General features: G+C 73.5%; 14 protein-coding genes. 9 read left to right on the top strand and 5 right to left on the bottom strand.

Features of this window, described 5'->3' with window-relative positions:
* The first annotated feature begins 45 nt into the window (after positions 1-45).
* Positions 46-1,353 carry a carboxyl transferase domain-containing protein gene (locus tag Cba03nite_RS13425; protein ID WP_203745664.1) on the top strand — a complete coding sequence of 436 codons (1,308 nt, stop codon included), beginning with the start codon at positions 46-48 and terminating at the stop codon, positions 1,351-1,353.
* Positions 1,350-3,371, top strand: a complete 2,022-nt coding sequence (locus Cba03nite_RS13430; RefSeq protein WP_203745665.1) for an acetyl/propionyl/methylcrotonyl-CoA carboxylase subunit alpha — start codon at positions 1,350-1,352, stop codon at positions 3,369-3,371. Before Cba03nite_RS13425 ends, Cba03nite_RS13430 begins: the two co-directional genes overlap by 4 nt.
* Positions 3,372-3,686: 315 nt before the next feature.
* Here the strand turns inward: Cba03nite_RS13430 and Cba03nite_RS13435 are convergent, their stop codons facing one another.
* Both Cba03nite_RS13435 and Cba03nite_RS13440 read right to left on the bottom strand, forming a co-directional pair.
* Entirely contained in the window at positions 3,687-4,793 is a 1,107-nt protein-coding gene (locus Cba03nite_RS13435; protein WP_203745667.1) for a chaplin family protein, read from the bottom strand.
* Positions 4,794-5,144: 351 nt separating this feature from the next.
* Positions 5,145-5,822, bottom strand: coding sequence for a Crp/Fnr family transcriptional regulator (locus tag Cba03nite_RS13440; protein ID WP_120317442.1), 678 nt, complete (start codon positions 5,820-5,822; stop codon positions 5,145-5,147).
* Between the two features lie 175 nt (positions 5,823-5,997).
* On the opposite strand from Cba03nite_RS13440, the gene Cba03nite_RS13445 reads away from it, so the two are divergent.
* From Cba03nite_RS13445 to Cba03nite_RS13465, 5 genes are all read left to right on the top strand, one after another.
* Positions 5,998-7,272 (top strand): CapA family protein, encoded by a 1,275-nt coding sequence (locus tag Cba03nite_RS13445; RefSeq protein ID WP_203745670.1) that lies wholly within the window; start codon positions 5,998-6,000, stop codon positions 7,270-7,272.
* 10 nt (positions 7,273-7,282) lie between these two features.
* Positions 7,283-8,026, top strand: a complete 744-nt coding sequence (gene nth / locus Cba03nite_RS13450) for an endonuclease III (protein ID WP_203745672.1) — start codon at positions 7,283-7,285, stop codon at positions 8,024-8,026.
* Between the two features lie 125 nt (positions 8,027-8,151).
* Entirely contained in the window at positions 8,152-8,901 is a 750-nt protein-coding gene (locus Cba03nite_RS13455) for a TlpA family protein disulfide reductase (RefSeq protein ID WP_239125696.1), read from the top strand.
* Between the two features lie 106 nt (positions 8,902-9,007).
* Positions 9,008-9,712: an NUDIX hydrolase gene (locus Cba03nite_RS13460; RefSeq protein WP_203745676.1), complete on the top strand. Its 705-nt coding sequence runs from the start codon at positions 9,008-9,010 to the stop codon at positions 9,710-9,712.
* A gap of 4 nt (positions 9,713-9,716) precedes the next feature.
* A complete protein-coding gene (locus Cba03nite_RS13465) occupies positions 9,717-10,895 on the top strand; it encodes a MarP family serine protease (protein WP_203745679.1) in 1,179 nt (392 codons plus the stop codon).
* Here Cba03nite_RS13465 and mycP read toward each other — a convergent pair whose 3' ends face one another.
* Positions 10,896-12,038 (bottom strand): type VII secretion-associated serine protease mycosin, encoded by a 1,143-nt coding sequence (gene mycP, locus Cba03nite_RS13470; protein WP_203745751.1) that lies wholly within the window; start codon positions 12,036-12,038, stop codon positions 10,896-10,898. It abuts the gene before it with no gap.
* Positions 12,039-12,187: 149 nt separating this feature from the next.
* Positions 12,188-13,633: a type VII secretion integral membrane protein EccD gene (eccD, locus tag Cba03nite_RS13475; protein ID WP_203745681.1), complete on the bottom strand. Its 1,446-nt coding sequence runs from the start codon at positions 13,631-13,633 to the stop codon at positions 12,188-12,190.
* A 139-nt stretch (positions 13,634-13,772) separates the two neighbouring features.
* On the opposite strand from eccD, the gene eccCa reads away from it, so the two are divergent.
* Positions 13,773-17,771 (top strand): type VII secretion protein EccCa, encoded by a 3,999-nt coding sequence (gene eccCa, locus Cba03nite_RS13480; RefSeq protein ID WP_203745682.1) that lies wholly within the window; start codon positions 13,773-13,775, stop codon positions 17,769-17,771.
* A 122-nt stretch (positions 17,772-17,893) separates the two neighbouring features.
* Here eccCa and Cba03nite_RS13485 read toward each other — a convergent pair whose 3' ends face one another.
* Entirely contained in the window at positions 17,894-18,388 is a 495-nt protein-coding gene (locus Cba03nite_RS13485) for an inorganic diphosphatase (RefSeq protein ID WP_203745683.1), read from the bottom strand.
* 460 nt (positions 18,389-18,848) lie between these two features.
* Here Cba03nite_RS13485 and dacB point away from each other — a divergent pair, with 460 nt between their 5' ends.
* A complete protein-coding gene (gene dacB / locus Cba03nite_RS13490) occupies positions 18,849-20,513 on the top strand; it encodes a D-alanyl-D-alanine carboxypeptidase/D-alanyl-D-alanine endopeptidase (protein WP_203745684.1) in 1,665 nt (554 codons plus the stop codon).
* Positions 20,514-20,517 lie beyond the last annotated feature (4 nt).

Raw genomic sequence — 20,517 nt, forward strand, 5'->3', positions numbered from 1 at the left:
TGCTCTGGTGTCAACAAGCGGTGGAGCACGGAGAGCAGGTTCACCATGGCGACTCTCGACACCGCGCTGGATCCCCGCGCGCCCTCCTTCCTCGACAACCGGAGCACCGCCCAGGCGGCGCTGCGTGCGCTGGACCACGCGCACGGGCAGGCCCGCGACGGCGGCGGCGAGAAGGAGGTGACCCGCCACCACGCCCGCGGCAAGCTGCTGCCGCGCGAGCGCATCGAGCTGCTCGTGGACACCGACACGGCGCTGCTGGAACTCGCCGCGACGGCCGGCCGGGAGACCGGCGAGCCCGCCGGGGCCGGCCTGGTCACGGCGCTCGGCGTGGTCGACGGCATCGAGTGCATGCTGATCGCCAACGACCCGACCGTACGCGTCGGCGGGCCGTCCGCGGCGGGCCGGCGCAAGTTCGCGCGCGCCGTCGAGCTGGCCGGGCGCCATCTGCTGCCGCTGGTGCTGCTGCTGGAGTCGACCGCCGACGACGAGCGCGGCGCGGGTGCGCCCGATCCCAGCTTCGCGCGGCTGAGCCGGATGGCGGCGCCGGTGCTCTGCGCCGTGTTCGGCCCGCTGGACGCCTGGCTCGCCCCGCTGCCCGACCTGGCCGACCACGCGCTCACGGTGCGCGGGCGCGGCGACGCGACCCGGGTGGACGTCGTCGCCGAGGACGAGCGCGACGCGCTACGCCTGCTCCGGCAGACCGTACGCCAGCTCGTCACCTTCCGGCACGGGCCGCGCCCCGCCGAGAGCCTCCTGGCCGGGGCCGCCCGGCCGGACGAGCCGCCGCGCTACGAGGCCGAGGAGCTGCTGGCGGTGGCCAGCGCCGACCCGCGCGGGGTGACCGAGCCGCGGGAGGTGCTGGCGCGCGTGCTCGACGGGTCCGACCTGGACGAATTCCGCCCGCAGCGGGGCCCGGCCGTGCTGGCCGGGTTCGGCGCGGTGCACGGGCACCGGGTCGCGGTGCTCGCCGCGACCGGCCTGGCCGTGGACGCCGAGTCGGCGGACAAGGGCGTGGAGCTGGCCCGGCTGGCCGCCAACGCGGGCGTGCCGGTGCTGGTGCTGGCCAACCCGGTGGTGGAGCCCGCGCCCGACGCCTCCGCGCCGCTGCTGCGCGCGCTGTCCCAGGCGGACCGGATGACGCTGGTGCTCGGCGTGGAGCCGGGCGCCTGGACGCTGGCCGGGCCGGGCTTCCGGTTCGCCTGGCCGGTGGGTGACCTGACCAACGAGCCGTACGACGGCGTGATCGACCCGCGTGACACCCGTACCGTGCTGGGCATCTGCCTGTCGGTGAGCGCGTCGGCGGCCCGCCGCGGCGTGCCGGGCCACGTGGCCGAACGGGAGGTGGCGTCATGATCCGCAGGCTGCTGGTGGCGAACCGGGGCGAGATCGCCCGGCGCATCTTCGCCACGTGCCGGGCCGTGGGGGTGGAGACGGTCGCGGTCTACTCCATCGCCGACACCGACTCCCCGTACGTGGCCGAGGCCGACTACGCGGTGCAGCTGCCGGGCTCGGCGCCCAGCGCCACGTACCTGCGCGGGGACCTGATCCTGGCGGCGGCCCGCAAGACCGGCGCCGACGCGATCCACCCGGGCTACGGCTTCCTGGCCGAGAACGCCGACTTCGCCGCCGCGGTGACCGACGCCGGGCTGACCTGGGTCGGCCCGCCCGCGAAGGTCATCTCGGTGATGGCCTCCAAGGTCGACGCCAAGCTGCTGCTGGCCGAGGCCGAGGTGCCGGTGCTGCCGAGCTGGACCGACCCGGCCGCGGTGGACGAGTTCCCGGTGCTGGTCAAGGCCGCCGTCGGCGGCGGCGGGCGCGGCATGCGGGTGGTGCGCGACGCCGACTCGCTGGCCGAGGCGGTCTCCTCGGCCCGGCGCGAGGCCTTCGGCGCGTTCGGCGACTCGGCCGTGTTCTGCGAGCGCTACGTCGAGCAGGCCCGGCACATCGAGGTCCAGATCGCCGCCGACCAGCACGGCAACACGGTGACCCTGGGCGAGCGCGAGTGCTCCATCCAGCGCCGGCACCAGAAGATCATCGAGGAGGCGCCGTCCCCGGCGGTCTCGCCCGAGCTGCGCGAGAACCTGTGCGCCGCCGCGGTCCTGGTCGCCGAGGCCATCGGGTACGTCGGCATCGGCACGGTGGAGTTCCTGCTCAGCCCCGACGGCGAGTTCTACTTCCTGGAGATGAACACGCGGCTGCAGGTCGAGCACCCGGTCACCGAGTGCGTCACCGGCTTCGACCTGGTCCGGCTGCAGATGTTCCTGGCCGAGGGCGGGCAGCTGCCGTTCCTGTCCGCGCCGCCGATGCGCGGGCACGCCATCGAGGTGCGGCTGTGCGCCGAGGACCCGGCCAGCAACTGGCTGCCCGCCACCGGGCAGGTGCACCGCTTCGAGGTGCCCGAGGTGTCCGCCCGCTTCCGGCCCATGCTCCAGCCCGGCCTGCGCGTCGACTCCGGCGTAGAGCCCGGCACGGTCGTCGGCGTGCACTACGACTCCCTGCTGGCCAAGCTAGTCGCCTGGGCGCCCACCCGCTACGAGGCCGCCCGCATGCTGGCCGGGACGCTGGCGCGGACCCGCATCCACGGCCTGGTCACCAACCGGGACCTGCTGGTACGCGTGCTGCGCCACCCCGCCTTCCTCACCGGGCAGATCGACACCGGCCTGCTCGACCGGCAGCCCGAGGTGTTCGCGCCGCTGCTGTCTTCCGTGGAGGCCGTCCGGCTGAGCTGCCTCGCCGCCGCGCTCGCGGCCGCCGCCCGGCGCCGGGCCGAGGCCCCGGTGCAGCGCGGCATCCCGTCCGGCTGGCGCAACGTGCCCACCGTCGCACAGAGCGTCGTGTACGACGGCCCCGCGGGCCCGGTCGAGGTCGGCTACCGCCTCGACGCGTCCGGGGCGCTCGCCCAGTGGTGGGTCCGCGCCGTCGACCCCGAGGAGCTGGACCTGGCCGGGCTCGGCCCGTCCGGGCCCGTCGACGACCACCCGCCGGTCGCGGTCCTGTCCGCCTCCCCCGACGAGGTGGTGCTGGATGTGGCCGGCATCCGGCTGGCCCTGCACGTGCACGAGGTCGGCGAGACCGCGTACGTGGACAGCGCCGAGGGCTCCCTGTCGCTGCGCCGCCTGCCCCGCTTCCCGGTGCCGGTGCAGGAGCTGGAGGAGGGCTCGCTGACCGCCCCGCTGCCGGGGGCCGTCGGGCGGGTGCTGGTCGCCCCCGGCCAGCGCGTCGGCGCCGGTGACCTGCTGCTCACGCTGGAGGCGATGAAGCTGGAGCACCCGGTGCACGCCCCCGCCGACGGCGTCGTCGCGGCGGTCACCGTCCGCCCCGGCGTACTCGTCGACACCGGCGCCCTGCTCGCCGTGCTGACCCCCGCCTGACCTGCGTCTTCTTGTCGCAACTCGTAAAGACTCGCGCCCTCGGAGCAGCTCTGAGGGCGCGAGTCTTTGAACGCCCCCCAGGAGGACGACGGGGCGGGGACGAAAAGGGACGTCCCCCGGGCGGTGGGCTGGATGGGTGCCCGGTCCTGGGGGACGTCCTGGTGGTGCTGGGGCCAGCGCGAGGGTCGTCAGCGAAAGGGTTTCGCGCTGGTGCCGGCCTGTCGGCGGGTGAGGCGGGTGCAGTGTTTCGCCGGTTCCGGTCCGCGGGTGACGGGGAAAGTCATCGTGGGCCGTGCCCGCCGGCAGGCCGGACGGCTACTGCTGCGCCGAGGCGCCGCCGGTGCTCCACGCGGCCGCGTTGCCCAGCACGCCGATGGCGACGCCGCTGACGTCGACCGGGACCTGGATCGGCGCGTACACCTGGGTGCCGTTCAGGATGCCGGAGTTGCCGGCGCTGATCAGCGTCACGTCCTTGCCGTGCTGGTGGCCGTGCGAGTGGTCGTGGCCGTGGTCCGGGCAGGGCTGCGGGCGCGGCTTCGGCTTCGGGCGCGGGTGGTGGTTGTGGCCACCGCCGCCGCCGTTGCCGCCGCAGCCGGTGTTGCACTTGTGCTCGCTGCCGCCGCCGGTGCCGCCCGTGCTGGTATTGTCCACGGCGTCGTCGCTCTCGGTGTCGAAGCGGCCGACCGTGCCGACGCCGTCGATCGAGTCGAGGTCGATCGCGTCGGCGCCGCGGGCCACGCTCGGGCCGCCCAGCAGCGAGCCGACGACCGGCAGGCCGCCCTTGGTCAGGCTGCCCACCACCGGCAGGCCGCCCTTGGTGAGGTCGCCGACGATCGGCAGGCCGCCGTTGGTGAGGCCGCCGACCAGCGGCAGGCCGCCGTTGGTCAGACCGCCCAGCAGCGGCAGGCCGCCCAGCAGGTCGCCGGACTCGGCCGACTCGCGGCTGTACCCGTCGCTGTCGTCGTGGTCGCAGCGGTCGTCGCAGCCGTGGTGCTTCGGCTTGTGCTTGTGGTTGCCGCCGATCTCGGCGGAGGCGCCGCCCTCGCACCACGCCGCGGCGTTGCCGAGCACGCCCGCGGCCACGCCGCAGACGTTGATCGGGGCCTGGATCGGGGCGAAGACCTGCGTGCCGTTGAGGATGCCGTGGTTGTTGGTGCTGAGCATCCGGACGTCGTACACGCCCTCCAGCTCGGCGGCGCTGCCGCCCTCGCACCCGGCGATCGCGTCGCCGCCCACACTCGCGGCCACGCCGCAGAGGTTGATCGGAGCCTGGATCGGAGCGAAGACCTGGGTGCCGTTCAGCACGCCGGTGTTGCCCGCACTGATCACGGTGGTCTCGGCGTACGCGGCGGTGCCGGTGGCCATGACCGCGCCGGCGGTGAGCGCGCCGGCCTTGAGTGAGCGTCGAACCCACGTGTTCATAGTGGTAGGGACCTCTTTCGATCGTCGGAGACTTCCGACCGACCGATCGAGGCGGTGCGAGAGGTGTCCATTCGCCCAGGCACAGGCGTACGGTCACCGCACGATCGGTCACTGTGGACACGTCTAGCCGCACCTGAATTGCGAGGTTCGCGACCACTCGGACCAACGAAGCCCTCGGTCCGCTGACATGTCGGCGACCGGTTCCCGACACTTTGGCCAGGCAAAACGCCCGGTTATGTCCCGTTTCGCCCCATTCTCAAGGCGCCCGCCGCAACGCTTAACGACTCGCGGCCCCAGGTAGCACCTGAGGCCGCGACTCTTTGGGGCTTGTGCCCGGAAGGGGCGCCCGGATCAGACGCGGGCGCGGCGGGCGAGGCGCTCGGGGTCGAGGATGATGACGCTCTTGCCGTCGAGGCGGAGCCAGCCGCGCGAGGCGAAGTCGGCCAGGGCCTTGTTCACCGTCTCGCGCGAGGCGCCGACGAGCTGCGCCAGCTCCTCCTGGGTGAGGTCGTGCGTCACCCGCAGCACGCCGCCGTCGCGGGTGCCGAAGCGGCCCGCCATCTGCAGCAGGTTCTTGGCGACGCGGCCGGGCACGTCGGTGAAGATCAGGTCGGCGAGCGCGTCGTTGGTGCGGCGCAGGCGGCGGGCCAGCACCCGCAGCAGCTGCTCGGCGATCTCCGGCCGGTTGTTCAGCCAGGGCCGCAGCGCCTGCTTGCGCAGCCGGGCCAGGCGCACGTCGGTGACGGCAGTGGCGGTCGCGGTGCGCGGGCCGGGGTCGAACAGCGACAGCTCGCCGAGCATGTCGGACGGGCCCATCACGGAGACCAGGTTCTGCCGGCCGTCGGCGGCGCGCCGCCCCAACTTGATCTTGCCGGAGAGTACGATATAGAGACTGTCACCCGGCTCGCCCTCGTTGAATACGATCTCGCCCTTGCGGATCTCGATCGTCTCCATCTCACGAGCCAGCGCTTCGGCGGCCTCCGGGTCGACACCCTGGAAGATTCCGCTGCGAGCCAGCACCTCGTCCATCGCCATCCCTCCATCGACGCGGATGCGTGGGCACACCGTTGATTGACTCGTCGCTACCCGTACGCCGCGCGAGGTCAGTCTAGGCGCACACAGGCGGCAACCGGACGCCAACCCCCAGAATCCTGCATCGGCGACCGATGCGGGTCGTCGCAGCCTCCGGGTAGAGTGCCCGGCGATGTCCATACACCCCCTGAGCCCGCCCGATACCCCCGACCCCGCCGCCCAAACCCCGCCCGGCTCCTTCCTGGACCGGTTCGTGGGAGCGCTGCGGGCACGCCGGGCGGTCTCCGCCGCGGGCGCGATCGTGCTCCTTGTCACAGTGGCCGGCGTCGCGCTGACCGCTGCCAACTCGTCGGCCGAGGATGCCGAGGCGCTGTGGCACCCGCCGGCGGGCGCGGCCGCCGAGCCGTCGCAGGAGGCCACGGCCCCGGTGCGCGAGACGATCAGCCTGTCCGCGACCGGTGACATCATCATGGGCGACGCGCCGGGCCACCTGCCCCCGCGCGACGGCAAGGGCTACTTCGACAAGATCAAGGCGCTGCTGCCCGCGGACCTGGTGATGGGCAACCTGGAGCAGCCGATCACCGAGGAGACCGGCTCGGGCAAGTGCCCGCCGAAGCCGTCCCCCGTGCCGAACGCGACGCCCAGCCCCGGCGCCAGCCCGGCGAAGAACAACTGCCACCAGTTCCGGGTGCCCCCGCGCTACGCCCAGCACCTCAAGGACGCCGGGTTCGACCTGCTCAACACGGCCAACAACCACGCGCGCGACTACGGCACGGCCGGGTTCACCAACACCCAGCGCGCGCTGGAGGCCGCCGGGCTGCAGCACACCGGGGAGACCGGCCAGATCACCATCGCCGAGGTCAAGGGCGTGAAGGTGGCCGTGCTCGGCTTCTCGTCGTACTCGGGGAACAACAGCCTGATCAATCTCACCGCGGCGAAGAAGGTCGTGGCCAAGGCCGCGGAGCGGGCCGACATCGTGGTGGTCCAGGTGCACATGGGCGCCGAGGGCGCGGACAAGAGCCACGTCCGGCCGGGCACCGAGACCTTCCTGGGCGAGAACCGGGGCAACCCGGTCGCCTTCTCCCGCGCGGTCATCGACGCCGGGGCCGACCTCATCATCGGGCACGGCCCGCACGTGGTCCGCGGGCTGGAGTTCTACAAGGGCCGGCTCATCGCGTACAGCCTGGGCAACTTCGCCGGCGGCGGCCAGCTCAGCAGCAACGGCCGGGTCGGCTGGGGCGGCGTGCTCCAGGTCTCGCTGACCCGGGACGGCGGCTTCGTCTCCGGGCGGTTCCACTCGACCTATTTCAGCGGCTCGTACGGCATCCCGCAGCCCGACACCAAGGACCGCGCGCTCGGCCTGCTCCGGCAGATGACCGACGAGGACTTCGGCGCGAACGGCGCGGTGGTGAGCGCGGACGGGTCGATCGGCGCACCCGCGACGTAGGCTCTCTGCCGTGGCGGTCACGGTGAGCGGTGAGACGGAACTGGCGCGCAAGCGACGGGTGCGGCGGATGGCGCGCGAGCTGGCCGTCATCCACCCCGACGCGCACTGCGAGCTGGACTTCACCAACCCGCTGGAGCTGGCGGTCGCCACCATCCTGTCCGCGCAGTGCACCGACGTACGGGTCAACGAGACCACGCCGAAGCTGTTCGCGAAGTACCGCACCGCGGCCGAGTACGCCGGGGCGGACCGGGTCGAGCTGGAGGAGATGATCCGGCCGACCGGGTTCTTCCGGAACAAGGCCGCGTCGCTGATGGGCCTGGGCCAGCAGCTCGTCGACCGGTTCGGCGGCGAGCTGCCGCGCACGCTGCCGCAGCTGGTGACCCTGCCCGGCATCGGCCGCAAGACGGCCAACGTGATCCTCGGCAACGCGTTCGGCGTGCCCGGCATCACCGTGGACACCCACTTCCAGCGCCTGGTCGAGCGGTGGGCCTGGACCGCGGAGAGCGACCCGGTCAAGATCGAGCACGCGGTCGGCGCCCTGGTCGAGAAGCGCGACTGGACCATGCTGTCGCACCGGGTGATCTTCCACGGCCGCCGCGTCTGCCACGCCCGCAAGCCCGCCTGCGGCGCCTGCCCGCTGGCGGCCATGTGCCCGTCGTACGGCACCGGCCCGACGAACCCCGCCGAGGCCGTCAAACTCCTCAAGGGCCCCCGCGCCGCCGAGATCGCCGCCCTCGCCGGAGTCACCCCATGACCTCACCCACCCCCGCGACCCCCGGCGGGGCCGCGCACCCTGACGTGCCGGCAGTTTCGGGGAAACTGCACCAACCGACCCCCGCGAACCCGCAGTTTCCCCGAAAGAGGGAAGTCGCTGCGGCGTTGACGGCGACCGTCGACGCGGCAACGCCGGCGGTTTCCGGGAAATGGCGGTCACCGCTGCGGAGGGCCGCGGACAGCCCTCGCAGCGGACACCTCGCGGCGGCGCTGACCGCCCTCGTCGCCGTGCTCGTGGCGGGCTGCGGCGGGCCGGGCGCGCCCGGCCCGGACGAGAAGGTGCCGCAGCCGTTCGCCGCCTGCGCTCCGCTGACCGGCGGCGCGGCGACCGCGTCTCAGCCCAGCGGCGCACCGAGTTCGGCGGCCGTCCCGGATGCGAGCCCGGCGATCGGCGCCAGCCCCGGCCAGGCGGCTTCGGCCGGCGCTCGGCCGGCGGCGAAGCTGCGCGTCGTGGATCTGCCGGAGCTGTCGCTGCCGTGCCTGGCCGGGGGTGACGACGTACGGCTCGGCGAGCTGCGCGGGCCGCTCGTGATCAACCTGTGGGGCTCCTGGTGCGAGCCGTGCCGGGCGGAGCTGCCCGCGCTGCAGCGGCTGGCCGACAGCGGCCGGGTGCCGGTGCTCGGCGTGGTGACCAGGGACGACCGCGCGAAAGCCGCCTGGCTGGCCGACGAGCTGAGGATCGGCATGCCCGCCGTGTACGACCGCGGCGGCACGCTGCAGGCCGCGCTCGGCGAGAAGGTGCTGCCGATGACGCTGCTCGTCGGGCCCGACGGCCGAGCCGCCGTCTACCGCGACGTCGCGCTCACCGACGAGACCCTGTCCCGGCTGGTCGACCAGCACCTGGGCAGGGTGTGAGCGGGCACGGCGGCCAGCAGGCAGGAACACGCGGGCAGGCGGGCCGGGATCGGCAGCCGCCGGCCGCGACGGGAGCAGGGAGAGGGCGACGGGAGCAGGGAGAGGCATGAGCGAGCGGGCCGGGACGACCGAGCGGGCAGACGGGCGGCTGCCGGGCTGGTTCGAGCCGCTGCTGACCCGGGTGCGCGACGCGCGGGCCGTGGACTTCACCCGCATCCCCACCCCAGACGAGGGCGGCCGCCCCGCCGCCGTGCTCATCCTGCTGGCCGAGGGCGAGCAGGGGCCCGACGTGCTGATCATGCAGCGCGCCGCGACCCTGCGTACCCACGCGGGTCAGCCCGCCTTCCCCGGCGGCGCGGTGGAGCCGCAGGACGCGGACCTGACCGAGACGGCGCTGCGTGAGGCGAACGAGGAGGTCGGGCTCGACCGGTCCAGCGTCACCGTGCTGGCGCAGCTGCCCACGCTTTGGATCCCGGTCACCGACTTCCTGGTCACCCCCGTGCTGGCCTGGTGGCACGCGCCGCACCCGGTGGGCGCGCACGACCCGCGCGAGGTCGCGCACGTGGCCCGGCTGCCGCTGGCGGAGCTGGCCGACCCGGCCCACCGGCTGCGGGTGCGTCACTCGAGCGGCTGGATCGGCCCGGCCTTCCACTCCCGGGGGATGCTCGTCTGGGGCTTCACCGCCGGGGTGCTCAGCACCCTGCTGGAGCTGGGCGGCTGGGCCCGGCCGTGGAACACCGACCGGATCGAGGCGCTGCCCACGCCGCCCGCCACGCTTAGTGGCACCTCCGATGTCCCTTCCGTAGGCTGAACCGATGTCGATCGTCGACGGTGTCCTCCTGCTCCTGCTGCTGCTCTTCGGGGTCAGCGGCTACCGGCAGGGCTTCGTGGTGGGCGTGCTCTCGTTCACCGGCTTCTTCGGCGGCGCCCTGATCGGACTGCAGCTCGGGCCGCTGCTGGCGGGCCTGATCACCGATCCGGTGCTGAAGCTGGTGGTGTCGCTGATCGCGATCTTCGGCCTGGCCGTGCTCGGCCAGTCGCTGGCCGGCTGGTGGGGCAGCAAGCTGCGCCGCGCCATCACCAACCGCACCGGGCAGATCGTCGACGACCTGGGCGGCGCCGTCGTCTCCGTGCTCGCGGTGACCGTCGTCGCCTGGCTGGTCGCGGTGCCGCTGAGCGACTCCGACCAGCCCTGGCTGGCCCGCGCGGTGCGTAACAGCAGCATGCTCGCGGCGATCGACAAGGTGATGCCGGGCGAGGCCAAGTCGCTCACCGAGGCGCTGCGCCAGACCGTGGACACCAACGGCTTCCCGGAGGTCTTCGGCGACCTGGTGCCGACCGAGGTCAAGGAGGTCCCCGCGCCGGACCCCAAGCTGGCCGGGTCGCAGGTCGTGCTGAACGCGAAGAAGTCCGTGGTCAAGGTGCTGGGCAACGCGCCGAGCTGCAGCCGCCGCATCGAGGGCTCCGGGTTCGTGTTCGCCGAGCAGCACGTGATGACCAACGCGCACGTGGTCGCGGGCACCCAGAGCGTTCGGATCAACCTCAACGGCAACCTGATGTCCGGCAAGGTCGTGGTGTACGACCCGGAGCGCGACCTGGCCGTGATCCACGTGCCGTCGCTGAGGGCGCCGGTCATGCGCTTCGCCAACTCGCCCGCCAAGAGCGGCTCGGACGCCATCGTGCTGGGCTTCCCGCTGGACGGGCCGTACAACGCCCAGTCCGCCCGGGTGCGCGACGTCGGCGACATCACCGGCCCGGACATCTACGAGGACGGCACGGTGACCCGCGAGGTCTACACCATCCGCGGCCTGGTCCGCAGTGGCAACTCGGGCGGCCCGCTGGTCTCGGCGGACGGCACCGTGCTGGGCGTGATCTTCGCGGCGGCGGCCGACGACCCGAACGTCGGCTACGCCGTCACCGCGGACGAGGCCTCCACGATCGCGCTGATGGGCCGCACCCGCACCAGCGCCGTGCCGACGGGCAAGTGCGCCTGATCAGGAGAGCGGGAGCGCGAGCAGCGGGGCGCCGTCGAGGGCCAGCTGCAGCCCGCCGTTGACCCGCTGCGGCGTCGGCGCCGGCCGGGTGTCGGCCGCCGGGGTGGGCGTGGCCGCGGCGGCCGGGGACACCTCGGGCGCGGGCCCGAAGCCGGCGCGTCCCGGCGGCGGCAGGACGTCCAGCGAGTTCGTGCGGACCGGGGCGACCTCGGCGGTCAGCGCCGCGACCGGGTCGATCAGGCCGAAGCCGAACTCGTCGTCGCGCCCGGCCGGGCCGAGGTCCTGCGCGGTGCTGATCAGCCGCTGCACCACGTCGGCGGCGGACATGCCCGGGAAGCGGGAGCGGACCAGCGCGGCGGTCGCCGAGACCAGCGGCGCGGCGAAACTCGTGCCCTGCACCCGCCAGTAGCCGCCCGGCTTCGCGCCGAGCAGATCGGTGCCGGGCGCGGCGAGCACGGCCTGCTCGCCGGTCAGGGAGCCCTGCCAGCGCTGGTGCCGCTGGCCGGGGGCGATCGCGGTCACGGCCAGCACGCCGGGTTCGCGGGCCGGATACCAGATCTCGGTGCTGCCGCCCGCGCTCACGTTGCCGACGCAGGCCACCACCACCACGTCGCGGGCGAACGCGTAGTCGATCGCCTCGGCCAGCGCCTCGCTGGTCACCGAACCGCCGAGGGAGAGGTTGATCACCTTCGCGCCGTGGTCGACGGCCCAGCGGACCGCCTCGGCGACCACCCGCGCGTCGTCGTACCGGTTCTCCGCGTCGAGCACGCGCACCGGGAGGATCTTCGCGCGCGGCGCCAGCCCGGCGACCCCGTGCCGGCCGTCGCCCTGGCCGGCGATCAGCGCGGCCACCGTGGTGCCGTGCCCGACCTGGTCGTTGCTGCCGTTGCCGGTCGCGTCCACCAGGTCCAGCCCGGAGAGCACGCGGCCGGTCAGGTCCGGGTGCGGCGCGACCCCCGAGTCGATCACGGCGACGACGACGCCGTCGCCGGTGGCCAGATCCCAGGCGCGGGTGGCGCGCAGGGTGGTCAGCTGCCACTGCCCGCTGCGCTCGGCGTCGCGGGAGACCCGCTGCGCGCCGACCTCGGCCCGCAGCCCGGCGGTGTCGGCCAGGGGAGCCTGCGGCGGGGTCGTCGCGGCCATGCTGCCCGCCACGGCCAGCGCCAGCGCCGCGGTCACGCGAGGCAGCGCCGTCGCGTTCTTTCGCGGGACGGCGCTGCGGCGGAATGACCGGAACCCAGGCACAGTTCCGCCATTCTCACACGCTCACCCGCGCGGGCAAAGAAACCCGGCTATGCCGCCCAGCCCTGGATCATGCCGTAGACCCCGAGCACCCAGGCCGCGACCGGCACCACCGAGACGACGACGAGCAGGTCGAACAGGTCCGCAGCGCGGCCGACGTACGGCGAGGGGGCCTTGCGGGACCAGGTCTGCCCGGCCAGCGCGATGATCATCGCGAGCACCACGGTGCCGACCGCGAAGAAGGCGCGGGTGCCGCCGTCGGTGAGGAAGACCGCCGCGCCCAGCAGCAGCACCCAGCCGAACAGGCCCGCGATCACCAGCGGCACCCGCTGCCGGACCGTGACGAACAGCCGCGAGCGCAGCAGCAGCGCCGTCGCGCACACCGCGACCAGCACCCGGCCCGCGGTGCCGCCCGAGCCGACCAGGATCAGCCCGGCCGCGCCGGTCAGCACGGCGTACCCGATGAGCATGCCGGTGAGCAGCTCCTCGGAGCGGGCCACGGCGGCGAAGACGCGGGAGCGGTCGGGCAGGTCCGAGGCGCCCCGGTTGGCCGGCACGGCCGCGAAGGCGTTCTCGCCGGCCGGGCCGCGCGGCGGGGTGACCGACGGCACCGGCACCTTGCCGAACCGGATGGCCAGCACCGGCACCAGGCCGATGCCGCACACCAGCGCGCTCACCAGGACCGCCGCGGCACCGGCCGCGCCGAGGCCGCCGAGCAGCGCGGTCAGCGCGCCGAGCAGGCCCGCCGTGCCACCGGCGGTGAAGATGCGCAGCCCGTGGCCGACCCCGGCCGCTCCGAGCATCGCGAACAGCAGCACCGCCACGCAGCCGACCAGCAGCTGCGGCTCGCCGAGCCACGGGGCCAGCGGCGCCGGGCCGCCCTCCGCGCCGCCGAGCACCAGCGCGCCGCCCGCGAACGCGTACGGCAGCGCGAAGCCGGCCAGGGCGCTGCCGGTGACGCCGTCGCCGTACGCCCGCGATGCCAGCACGCCGCCGACCAGCAGCAGCACCGCCACCGTCAGGCCGAGGTAACCGCCGGGCGTCCACTGCGGACCGCCGTGCACCAGCGCCAGCACGCCCGCCGCGAGCAGGATGCCGGAACCGACCAGGGTGGACATCCGCGTCGCCGCGGGCGTCCACAGGGTGCCCCGGCGGCGCGCGCCCTCGGCGATCGCCTCGACGACGTCGTCGTACTCCAGCTCGGGCCAGTGCTCCTGGGCTGGCACCAGGTGCAGGATCTCGCCGTCGCGCACCGACTGCTGCTGCAGCGACATGCCCTCGGCGAGCGGGCTGCCGTCGGTGCGGCGCAGCACCCAGCCGCCGTGCTGCTCGCCGTCGTCGGCGAGGCCGACCCCGGCGTGGCGCAGCAGGTCGGGCAGCAGATCCGCCAGCGTCACCTGCTCAGGCAGCGCCACATCGACGCGGCGCTGCGGCGTCTGCAGCGAGATACGGGCGAGGCCGGTGGGGGACGCGGTCGTCGCGGCGGGGTAGCTCACCCGGTACGTCTACCACGTTCCGGAGGAACGCGTCACCCCGCATCGATCGCGGACGTCTTCATCACAGGCGGCCGGAAGCGACGGGTTCTCACATGGCCTAGCATGGCGGGCGGTCGATCGTCGTGGGGAGGCAATCGCTATGGGTACGGTGATCGTCAAGCGGGCGCCGCGTCGCCCCGCACCGGAGATCCCGGCGGGGGAACTCGTCATCGACGCGCCGCCGGAGATTCCGCAGGCCGCGGGCGGGCGCTGGCAGCAGGCCATGATGATCCTGCCGATGCTGGGCAGCGGCCTGGGCATGGCGATGATGGTCGGCCGCGGCCAGGGCGACAAGATGTCCTATCTGGCCGGCGGCATGATGGGCGTGTCCAGCCTCGGCATGATCGCCGCGAGCCTGATGAACGGCGCCGGCCAGCCGAAGAAGGCCGAGATGATGGCGGCCCGCCGGGAGTACCTGCGCCACCTCGCGGGCCTGCGCCGCCGCGCCCGCCAGGCGGTGCAGGCGCAGCGCACCGGCCTGTTCTACCGCCACCCCGACCCGCAGCGGCTGTGGTCCACCGTGGACAGCCACCGGCTCTGGGAGCGCCGCGGGCACGACCCTGACTTCGGCATCGTGCGCGTGGGCATCGGCCCGCAGTCGCTGGCCACACCCCTGGTGCCGCCGGAGACCCGGCCGCTGGAGGAGCTGGAGCCGATGACGGCCGGGGCGCTGCGGCGCTTCCTGGACGCGTACTCCATCGTGCCGGACCTCCCGGTGGCGCTGTCCATGCGCGGCTTCGGCCGGGTGTTCCTGCGCGGCGACGCCGCGCCCCGCACCGAGGGGATGTACACCAGCTCGGGCGAGCGCGACCACCGCGACGGCTCGGACGCGCACGGCCTTGCCCGCGCGATGCTGGCCCAGCTCGCCGTGTTCCACGCCCCGGACGACCTGGTCATCGCGGTGTGCGGCTCGTCCTACCGCCGCGACGCCTGGGACTGGGCCAAGTGGCTGCCGCACCACCAGCACCCGAGCCGGGTCGACGCGCTCGGCCCGATGCGCCTCTACGCCACGTCCGCGCCCGAGCTGGAGGAGCTGCTGACCGAGCTGCTCGCCGGGCGGCCCCGGTTCGGCGGCAGTGAGGGCGCCGGCCCGCACGTGGTCGTGGTGCTCGACGGCGCCGACATGGCCGGGGCGAACCTGCTGGCCGTGCCCGAGGGCCTGTCCGGCATGACCATCCTGGACCTGGACACCGCGCCGCCGCGCCTGCTGGAGCGCGGCATGCTGACGCTCGAAGTCCGCGGCCGCGAGCGCGAGCTGCACACCACCACCGCGACCTCCGTCGCCGAGGTCGGCGCGGCGGACCGGCTCGGCGTCGTCGAGGCCGAGGCGCTGGCCCGGCGGCTGGCCCCGCTGCGGCTGTCCGCCACCACGGTCACCAGCTCCACCGCGATGACCACCGAGAAGGGCCTGGCCGACCTGCTCGGCATCCCGGACCCGGAGCGCTTCGACGTCGCGTACGGGTGGTCGCCGCGCAGCAGCCGCAACATGCTGCGCACGCCGCTGGGCGTGGGCCCGGACGGCTCGCCGGTCGAGCTGGACATCAAGGAGTCGGCGCAGGACGGCATGGGCCCGCACGGCCTGCTGGTCGGCGCGACCGGCTCCGGCAAGTCCGAGCTGCTGCGCACGATGGTGCTCGGCCTGGCCGCGACGCACTCGTCGGAGCAGCTCAACTTCGTGCTGGTCGACTTCAAGGGCGGCGCGACGTTCGCCTCGCTGGACCGGCTGCCGCACACCTCCGCGGTCATCACCAACCTGGAGGGCGAGAGCCACCTGGTCAACCGCATGGGCGACGCGATCACCGGCGAGGTGCTGCGCCGCCAGGAGCTGCTGCGGGCGGCGGGCAACTTCGCCAACCTCAAGGACTACGAGAAAGCGCGCGCGGGCGGCGCGGCGATCGCTCCGCTCGCCTCGCTGTTCATCGTCTGCGACGAGTTCTCCGAGCTGCTCACCGCCAACCCGGACTTCATCGAGATCTTCGTGCAGATCGGCCGGGTCGGCCGGTCCATCGGCATGCACCTGCTGCTGGCCAGCCAGCGGCTGGAGGAGGGCCGCCTGCGCGGCCTGGACACGCACCTGTCGTACCGGATCGGCCTGCGCACCTTCTCCGCGATGGAGTCGCGCGCGGTGCTCGGCGTGGGCGACGCGTACGACCTGCCCAAGGCGCCCGGCCACGGCTACCTGAAGTTCGGCTCGGAGCCGCTGCAGCGGTTCAAGGGCGCGTACGTGTCCGGCTCGTTCAAGCGGGCCGGCGAGACCGCGACCCGCCGCAAGGACGACGGCAGCCAGATCGTGTACGACTTCAGCAACCACTTCGTGCCCGTGCCGAAGAAGCCCGCCAACGCCGAGCCCGAGGTCAACTGGGACGTCAAGCCGGGCGAGAGCCTGATGGACGTCATGATCGAGCGCATGGTCGGCCAGGGCCCGCCCGCGCACCAGGTGTGGCTGCCGCCGCTGGACATCTCCGACCCGCTCGACCTCGCCTTCGGGCAGCTCGGCCTGGTCGAGGGCCGGGGCCTCACGGTCGCCAACCCGGAGCTGCGCGGCGCGCTGCGGGTGCCCGTCGCCATCATCGACAAGCCCGCCCAGCAGCTGCGCGACCTGCAGTGGCTGCGGCTGGCCGACGGCGCGGCGGGGCACGTGGCGATCGCGGGCGGCGGCCAGAGCGGCAAGTCCACGCTGCTGCGCACCATCATCACCGGCCTGGCGCTCACCCACACCCCGCAGGAGGTGCAGGTCTACTGTCTGGACTTCGGCGGCGGGTCGCTGGGCGCGCTGCGCGACCTGCCGCACGTCGGCGGCGTCGCGGGCCGCCAGGACGCGCTGATGGTGCGGCGCACCGTCAGCGAGGTGTCACAGCTGCTCAACGCCCGCGAGGCCCGGTTCGCCGAGCACGGCATCGAGTCGATGGCGGCCTACCGCAGGCTGCGCGCGGCGGGACGGTTCACCGACGACCCGTACGGCGACGTGTTCCTGGTCGTGGACGGCTGGACCACGCTGCGCGAGAACTACGACGACCTGGAGCCGGTGCTCACCGACTTCGCCACCCGCGGTCTCGCCTACGGCGTGCACCTGATCGCCTCCACGCTGCGCTGGCGCGACTTCCGGCCCGCCATCGCCGACCAGTTCGGCAGCAAGCTGGAGCTGAAGCTGGGCGACGCGAGCGACAGCATCTGCCGCGTCCGCAAGATCGCCCCGCAGGTGCCGGCCCGCCCCGGCTTCGGTGTCACCGTGGACGGCCTGTTCACACTGGCGCTGCGGCCCGACGTCGACGCCCTCGGCGACCGCGACGCGCTGGTGCAGCACATCACCAAGCGCTGGACGGGCCAGCCCGCGCCACGGGTGCGCATGCTGCCCACGGTGTACGCGTACGAGCGGATGAGCCTGGACACGGCCGGGGACTGGACGCTGCCGATCGGCATCGCCGACGACCTGACCCCGGCGACCGTCGACTTCTTCGCCGACGTGCACCTCAGCGCGTTCGGCGAGAGCGAGAGCGGCAAGTCGACGCTGCTGCGGCAGATCGCCACCTCGATCGCGCGCAAGTACACGCCGGACCAGGCGAAGATGATCATCATGGACCCGAAGCGCAGCCTGCTCGGCGCGGTGACCACCGAGCACCAGCTCGCGTACCTCAGCAACCCCGCCCAGCTGCGCGACTACGCCGAGGCGATCCGGCAGAAGATGGACGAGCGGCGCCCGCCGGACGACGTGCGCCCCCAGGACATCCCGCTGCGGCCCTGGCTGGCCGGGCGCGGCGAGTTCTTCCTGATCATCGACGACTACGACATCGTGGTCGGGGCGTCGATGGGCCACCCGCTGGAGCCGCTGAGCGAGTTCCTGTTCCAGGCCCGCGACGTCGGTCTGCACCTCATCACGTCGTCCAACGCGAACTGGGGCGGCTACCGCTCGTCGAGCGACGTGGCGCTCACGAGGCTGGCCTCCGCCGGTGCGCCGTTCCTGATGCTGTCGGCGGAGAGCAGTGCGACCGCCCCGTTCGGCGCCCGCATCAAGTACGAGCGGATGCCTCCCGGCCGCGGCCGCCTCATCACCCGCCGCGGCGGCCGCCTCGTCCAGCTCGCGGAGCTGCCGGCGTACTGACCGCTTGCAGTTTCGGGGAAAGTGCAGCCATCGGGCGACCGGAGGGCGCGGTTTCCCCGAAACTGCGAACGGATACGCGAAAGGGCCGCCCCGACGGGCGGCCCTTTCGCGTATAGCCCGCGTCAGTGCTCGTGCGGGGTCTCCTTGGCGCGCTCGAACGAGCGCACGATCTCGGCCTCGGCCTCGGTGCGGCCGACCCAGGTCGCGCCCTCGACGCTCTTGCCGGGCTCGAGGTCCTTGTAGACCTCGAAGAAGTGCTGGATCTCCAGGCGGTCGAACTCGGCCACGTGATGGATGTCACGCAGGTGCTCCAGGCGCGGGTCGTCGGCCGGGACGCAGAGGACCTTGTCGTCGCCGCCCTTCTCGTCGCGCATGCGGAACATGCCGATGGCCCGGCACCGGATCAGGCAGCCGGGGAAGGTCGGCTCCTGCACCAGCACCAGGGCGTCGAGCGGGTCACCGTCCTCGCCCAGCGTGTTCTCGATGAAGCCGTAGTCGGCCGGGTACTGCGTGGAGGTGAAAAGGGTGCGATCCAGCCGGATGCGCCCGGTCTCGTGGTCGACCTCGTACTTGTTCCGCTGCCCCTTGGGGATCTCAACCGTGACGTCGAAATCCATTTCACACTCCCATTGGCCTGTTAGTTCGCCGACGTTGGCGAATTTTAGTTAGTCTCGCCTGGCTGGTTCGGGGCTTCGGAGGAGGGCCGCGTTGGGGAGGCAAGGTTCACACTACGGGGCCGAACCCGCAGATGGCGGGGGATCCACGCCGGGCGAGTGGGTGTGGAGCGGCCGGGAGTGGGTGTGGCAACCCCACAATGGTTATCCACAGCCCGTGGACCAGGGACTTGGTGGGTATCCACCGTCTTATCCACAGGCCGCGAGCCCGGGACCGAGCGGTTATCCACAGGATGTGCACAGCTCGCCCACTGACCCGCAGTATGCGTCCGGATACGGTGCGTACGGACAGAACGCCCCTGGTCACAGCGGTCATCCCCAGCCGGGCGGTTATCCACAGACCACCCCTGACCAGCGGGGATATCCACAGGTCGGCCACGGCCCCGGTGGACATCAGTCGGGTATGGGACAGACCGGATATCCACAGCCCTACGGGCAGACCTACCCACAGGCCCAGCCCTACGGCGGCCCGCCCGGCTACGGCTACGGCGCCCCGGGCCAGGACGAACCGACCCAGACCCAGCCCGCGGTGACCGGCCCGCCACCGGGCGCGCGCCCGAGCGCCCCGGTCCGCCCGCCCGCGCGTCCGGAGGGGAGCGCCTCCGGCAAGCCGAGGAAGCGCAAACGCCGCGGCCTGCTGGTGACGGTGCTCACACTGGTCGTGACGCTCGGCGTAGGTCTGGTCGGCGTCGCCGTCCTGAAACCCGGCCTGCTGTCCGATCTCCTCGCCAGCCCCGGCTGGCAGTCGCCGAGCGCGGCGCCGCCCGCCGAGCCGGTCGCGGCGCCGGTGCTCGCCAAGCTGGCCGACGCGCCGCTGCCCGACGCGCAGCAGCTGAAGGCCCTGCTCGATCCGCTGGTCACCGGCACGGAGCTGGGCGACCAGGTGAGCGTGTCGGTGGTCGACGCCGGCACGGGGCAGGTGCTCTACGAGCGGGCGCCCACCGAGATGCTCACCCCGGCGTCCAACACGAAGCTGGTCACGGCCGCGGCCGTGCTGTCCACCCGGGGGCCCGACTACCGGATCACCACCCGGGTGGTGGCCGGGGCGAACCCGGGCGAGGTCGTGCTGATCGGCGCCGGTGACGCCACGCTGGGCGTCACCAAGGAGAAGTACTACGCGGGCGCGCCGCAGCTCGACGACCTCGCGGCCCAGGTCAAGAAGGCGATGGGGGACACCCCGATCACCAAGGTGATCCTCGACGGCTCGCTGTTCCCCGGCCCGGTCACGGCCCCCACCTGGTCGCCGAACGCGGCCAAGGAGGGCAACGTCTCGAAGATCCCCGCCCTGATGATCAACGGGGCGCGCACCGGGCTGAAGGACCGCAAGACCCCCTTCGAGCGCTACAACGACCCCGAGCGTGCGGCCGGGGACGCGTTCGCGAAGCTGCTCGGCGTGCCGGCCAGCGCGGTCGCGAAGGGCAAGGCCCCCGCGGGCACCGGCGGCGGCCAGGTCGCCGCCAGCGCCTCCGCCGCGCCCAGCGCGGCCGCCGGGCCGCCCGCCCCGGGCACCGAGCTGGGCGCGGTCCGCTCGGCGCCGCTGCTGCGCCAGGTCGAGCAGATGCTCATCGAGAGCGACAACACCCTGGCCGAGACGCTGGCCCGGCAGGTCGCCCTGGCCAAGGGCAAGCCCGCCTCGTTCGCCGGTGCCGCCGAGGCGCTGGAGGAGGTGGTGGCCGAGCTGGGCCTCGACCCCGCGCAGAGCACCCTGCACGACGGCTCCGGCATGTCGGCCGGTAACAAGCTCACCCCGCGCATCCTGACCAGCCTGCTGGTCAAGGCGTACGGCGGCGGCACCGTGCTCGGCGACTTCTTCAACGGCCTGCCGGTCGGCGGCTGGTCGGGCACCATGACCGAGCGCTTCGGAAAGTCCACCACCGGCTTCGGCGTGGTGCGCGCCAAGAGCGGCACCCTGAACGGCGTGAACTCGCTGTCCGGCGTCGTCGAGACCGCCGACGGGCGGCTGCTGGCCTTCGCCGTGCTGGCCGACAAGGTGCCGATCGGCATGTACCCGGCGCAGGAGCTGCTCGACAAGATCCCCGCCGCGATGGCCACCTGCGGCTGCCACTGAGGGC

Source organism: Catellatospora bangladeshensis, assembly GCF_016862575.1.
GTDB lineage: Bacteria > Actinomycetota > Actinomycetes > Mycobacteriales > Micromonosporaceae > Catellatospora > Catellatospora bangladeshensis.

Excerpts from the sequence above, each read along its gene's own strand:
- Cba03nite_RS13425 (WP_203745664.1), top strand. The coding sequence starts at position 46 with ATGGCGACTCTCGACACCGCGCTGGATCCCCGCGCGCCCTCCTTCCTC.
- eccCa (WP_203745682.1), top strand. The coding sequence starts at position 13,773 with ATGGGTACGGTGATCGTCAAGCGGGCGCCGCGTCGCCCCGCACCGGAG.
- Cba03nite_RS13460 (WP_203745676.1), top strand. The coding sequence starts at position 9,008 with ATGAGCGAGCGGGCCGGGACGACCGAGCGGGCAGACGGGCGGCTGCCG.
- Cba03nite_RS13430 (WP_203745665.1), top strand. The coding sequence starts at position 1,350 with ATGATCCGCAGGCTGCTGGTGGCGAACCGGGGCGAGATCGCCCGGCGC.
- Cba03nite_RS13465 (WP_203745679.1), top strand. The coding sequence starts at position 9,717 with ATGTCGATCGTCGACGGTGTCCTCCTGCTCCTGCTGCTGCTCTTCGGG.
- mycP (WP_203745751.1), bottom strand. The coding sequence starts at position 12,038 with ATGGCCGCGACGACCCCGCCGCAGGCTCCCCTGGCCGACACCGCCGGG.
- Cba03nite_RS13485 (WP_203745683.1), bottom strand. The coding sequence starts at position 18,388 with ATGGATTTCGACGTCACGGTTGAGATCCCCAAGGGGCAGCGGAACAAG.
- Cba03nite_RS13440 (WP_120317442.1), bottom strand. The coding sequence starts at position 5,822 with ATGGACGAGGTGCTGGCTCGCAGCGGAATCTTCCAGGGTGTCGACCCG.
- Cba03nite_RS13445 (WP_203745670.1), top strand. The coding sequence starts at position 5,998 with ATGTCCATACACCCCCTGAGCCCGCCCGATACCCCCGACCCCGCCGCC.
- dacB (WP_203745684.1), top strand. The coding sequence starts at position 18,849 with ATGGGACAGACCGGATATCCACAGCCCTACGGGCAGACCTACCCACAG.
- Cba03nite_RS13435 (WP_203745667.1), bottom strand. The coding sequence starts at position 4,793 with ATGAACACGTGGGTTCGACGCTCACTCAAGGCCGGCGCGCTCACCGCC.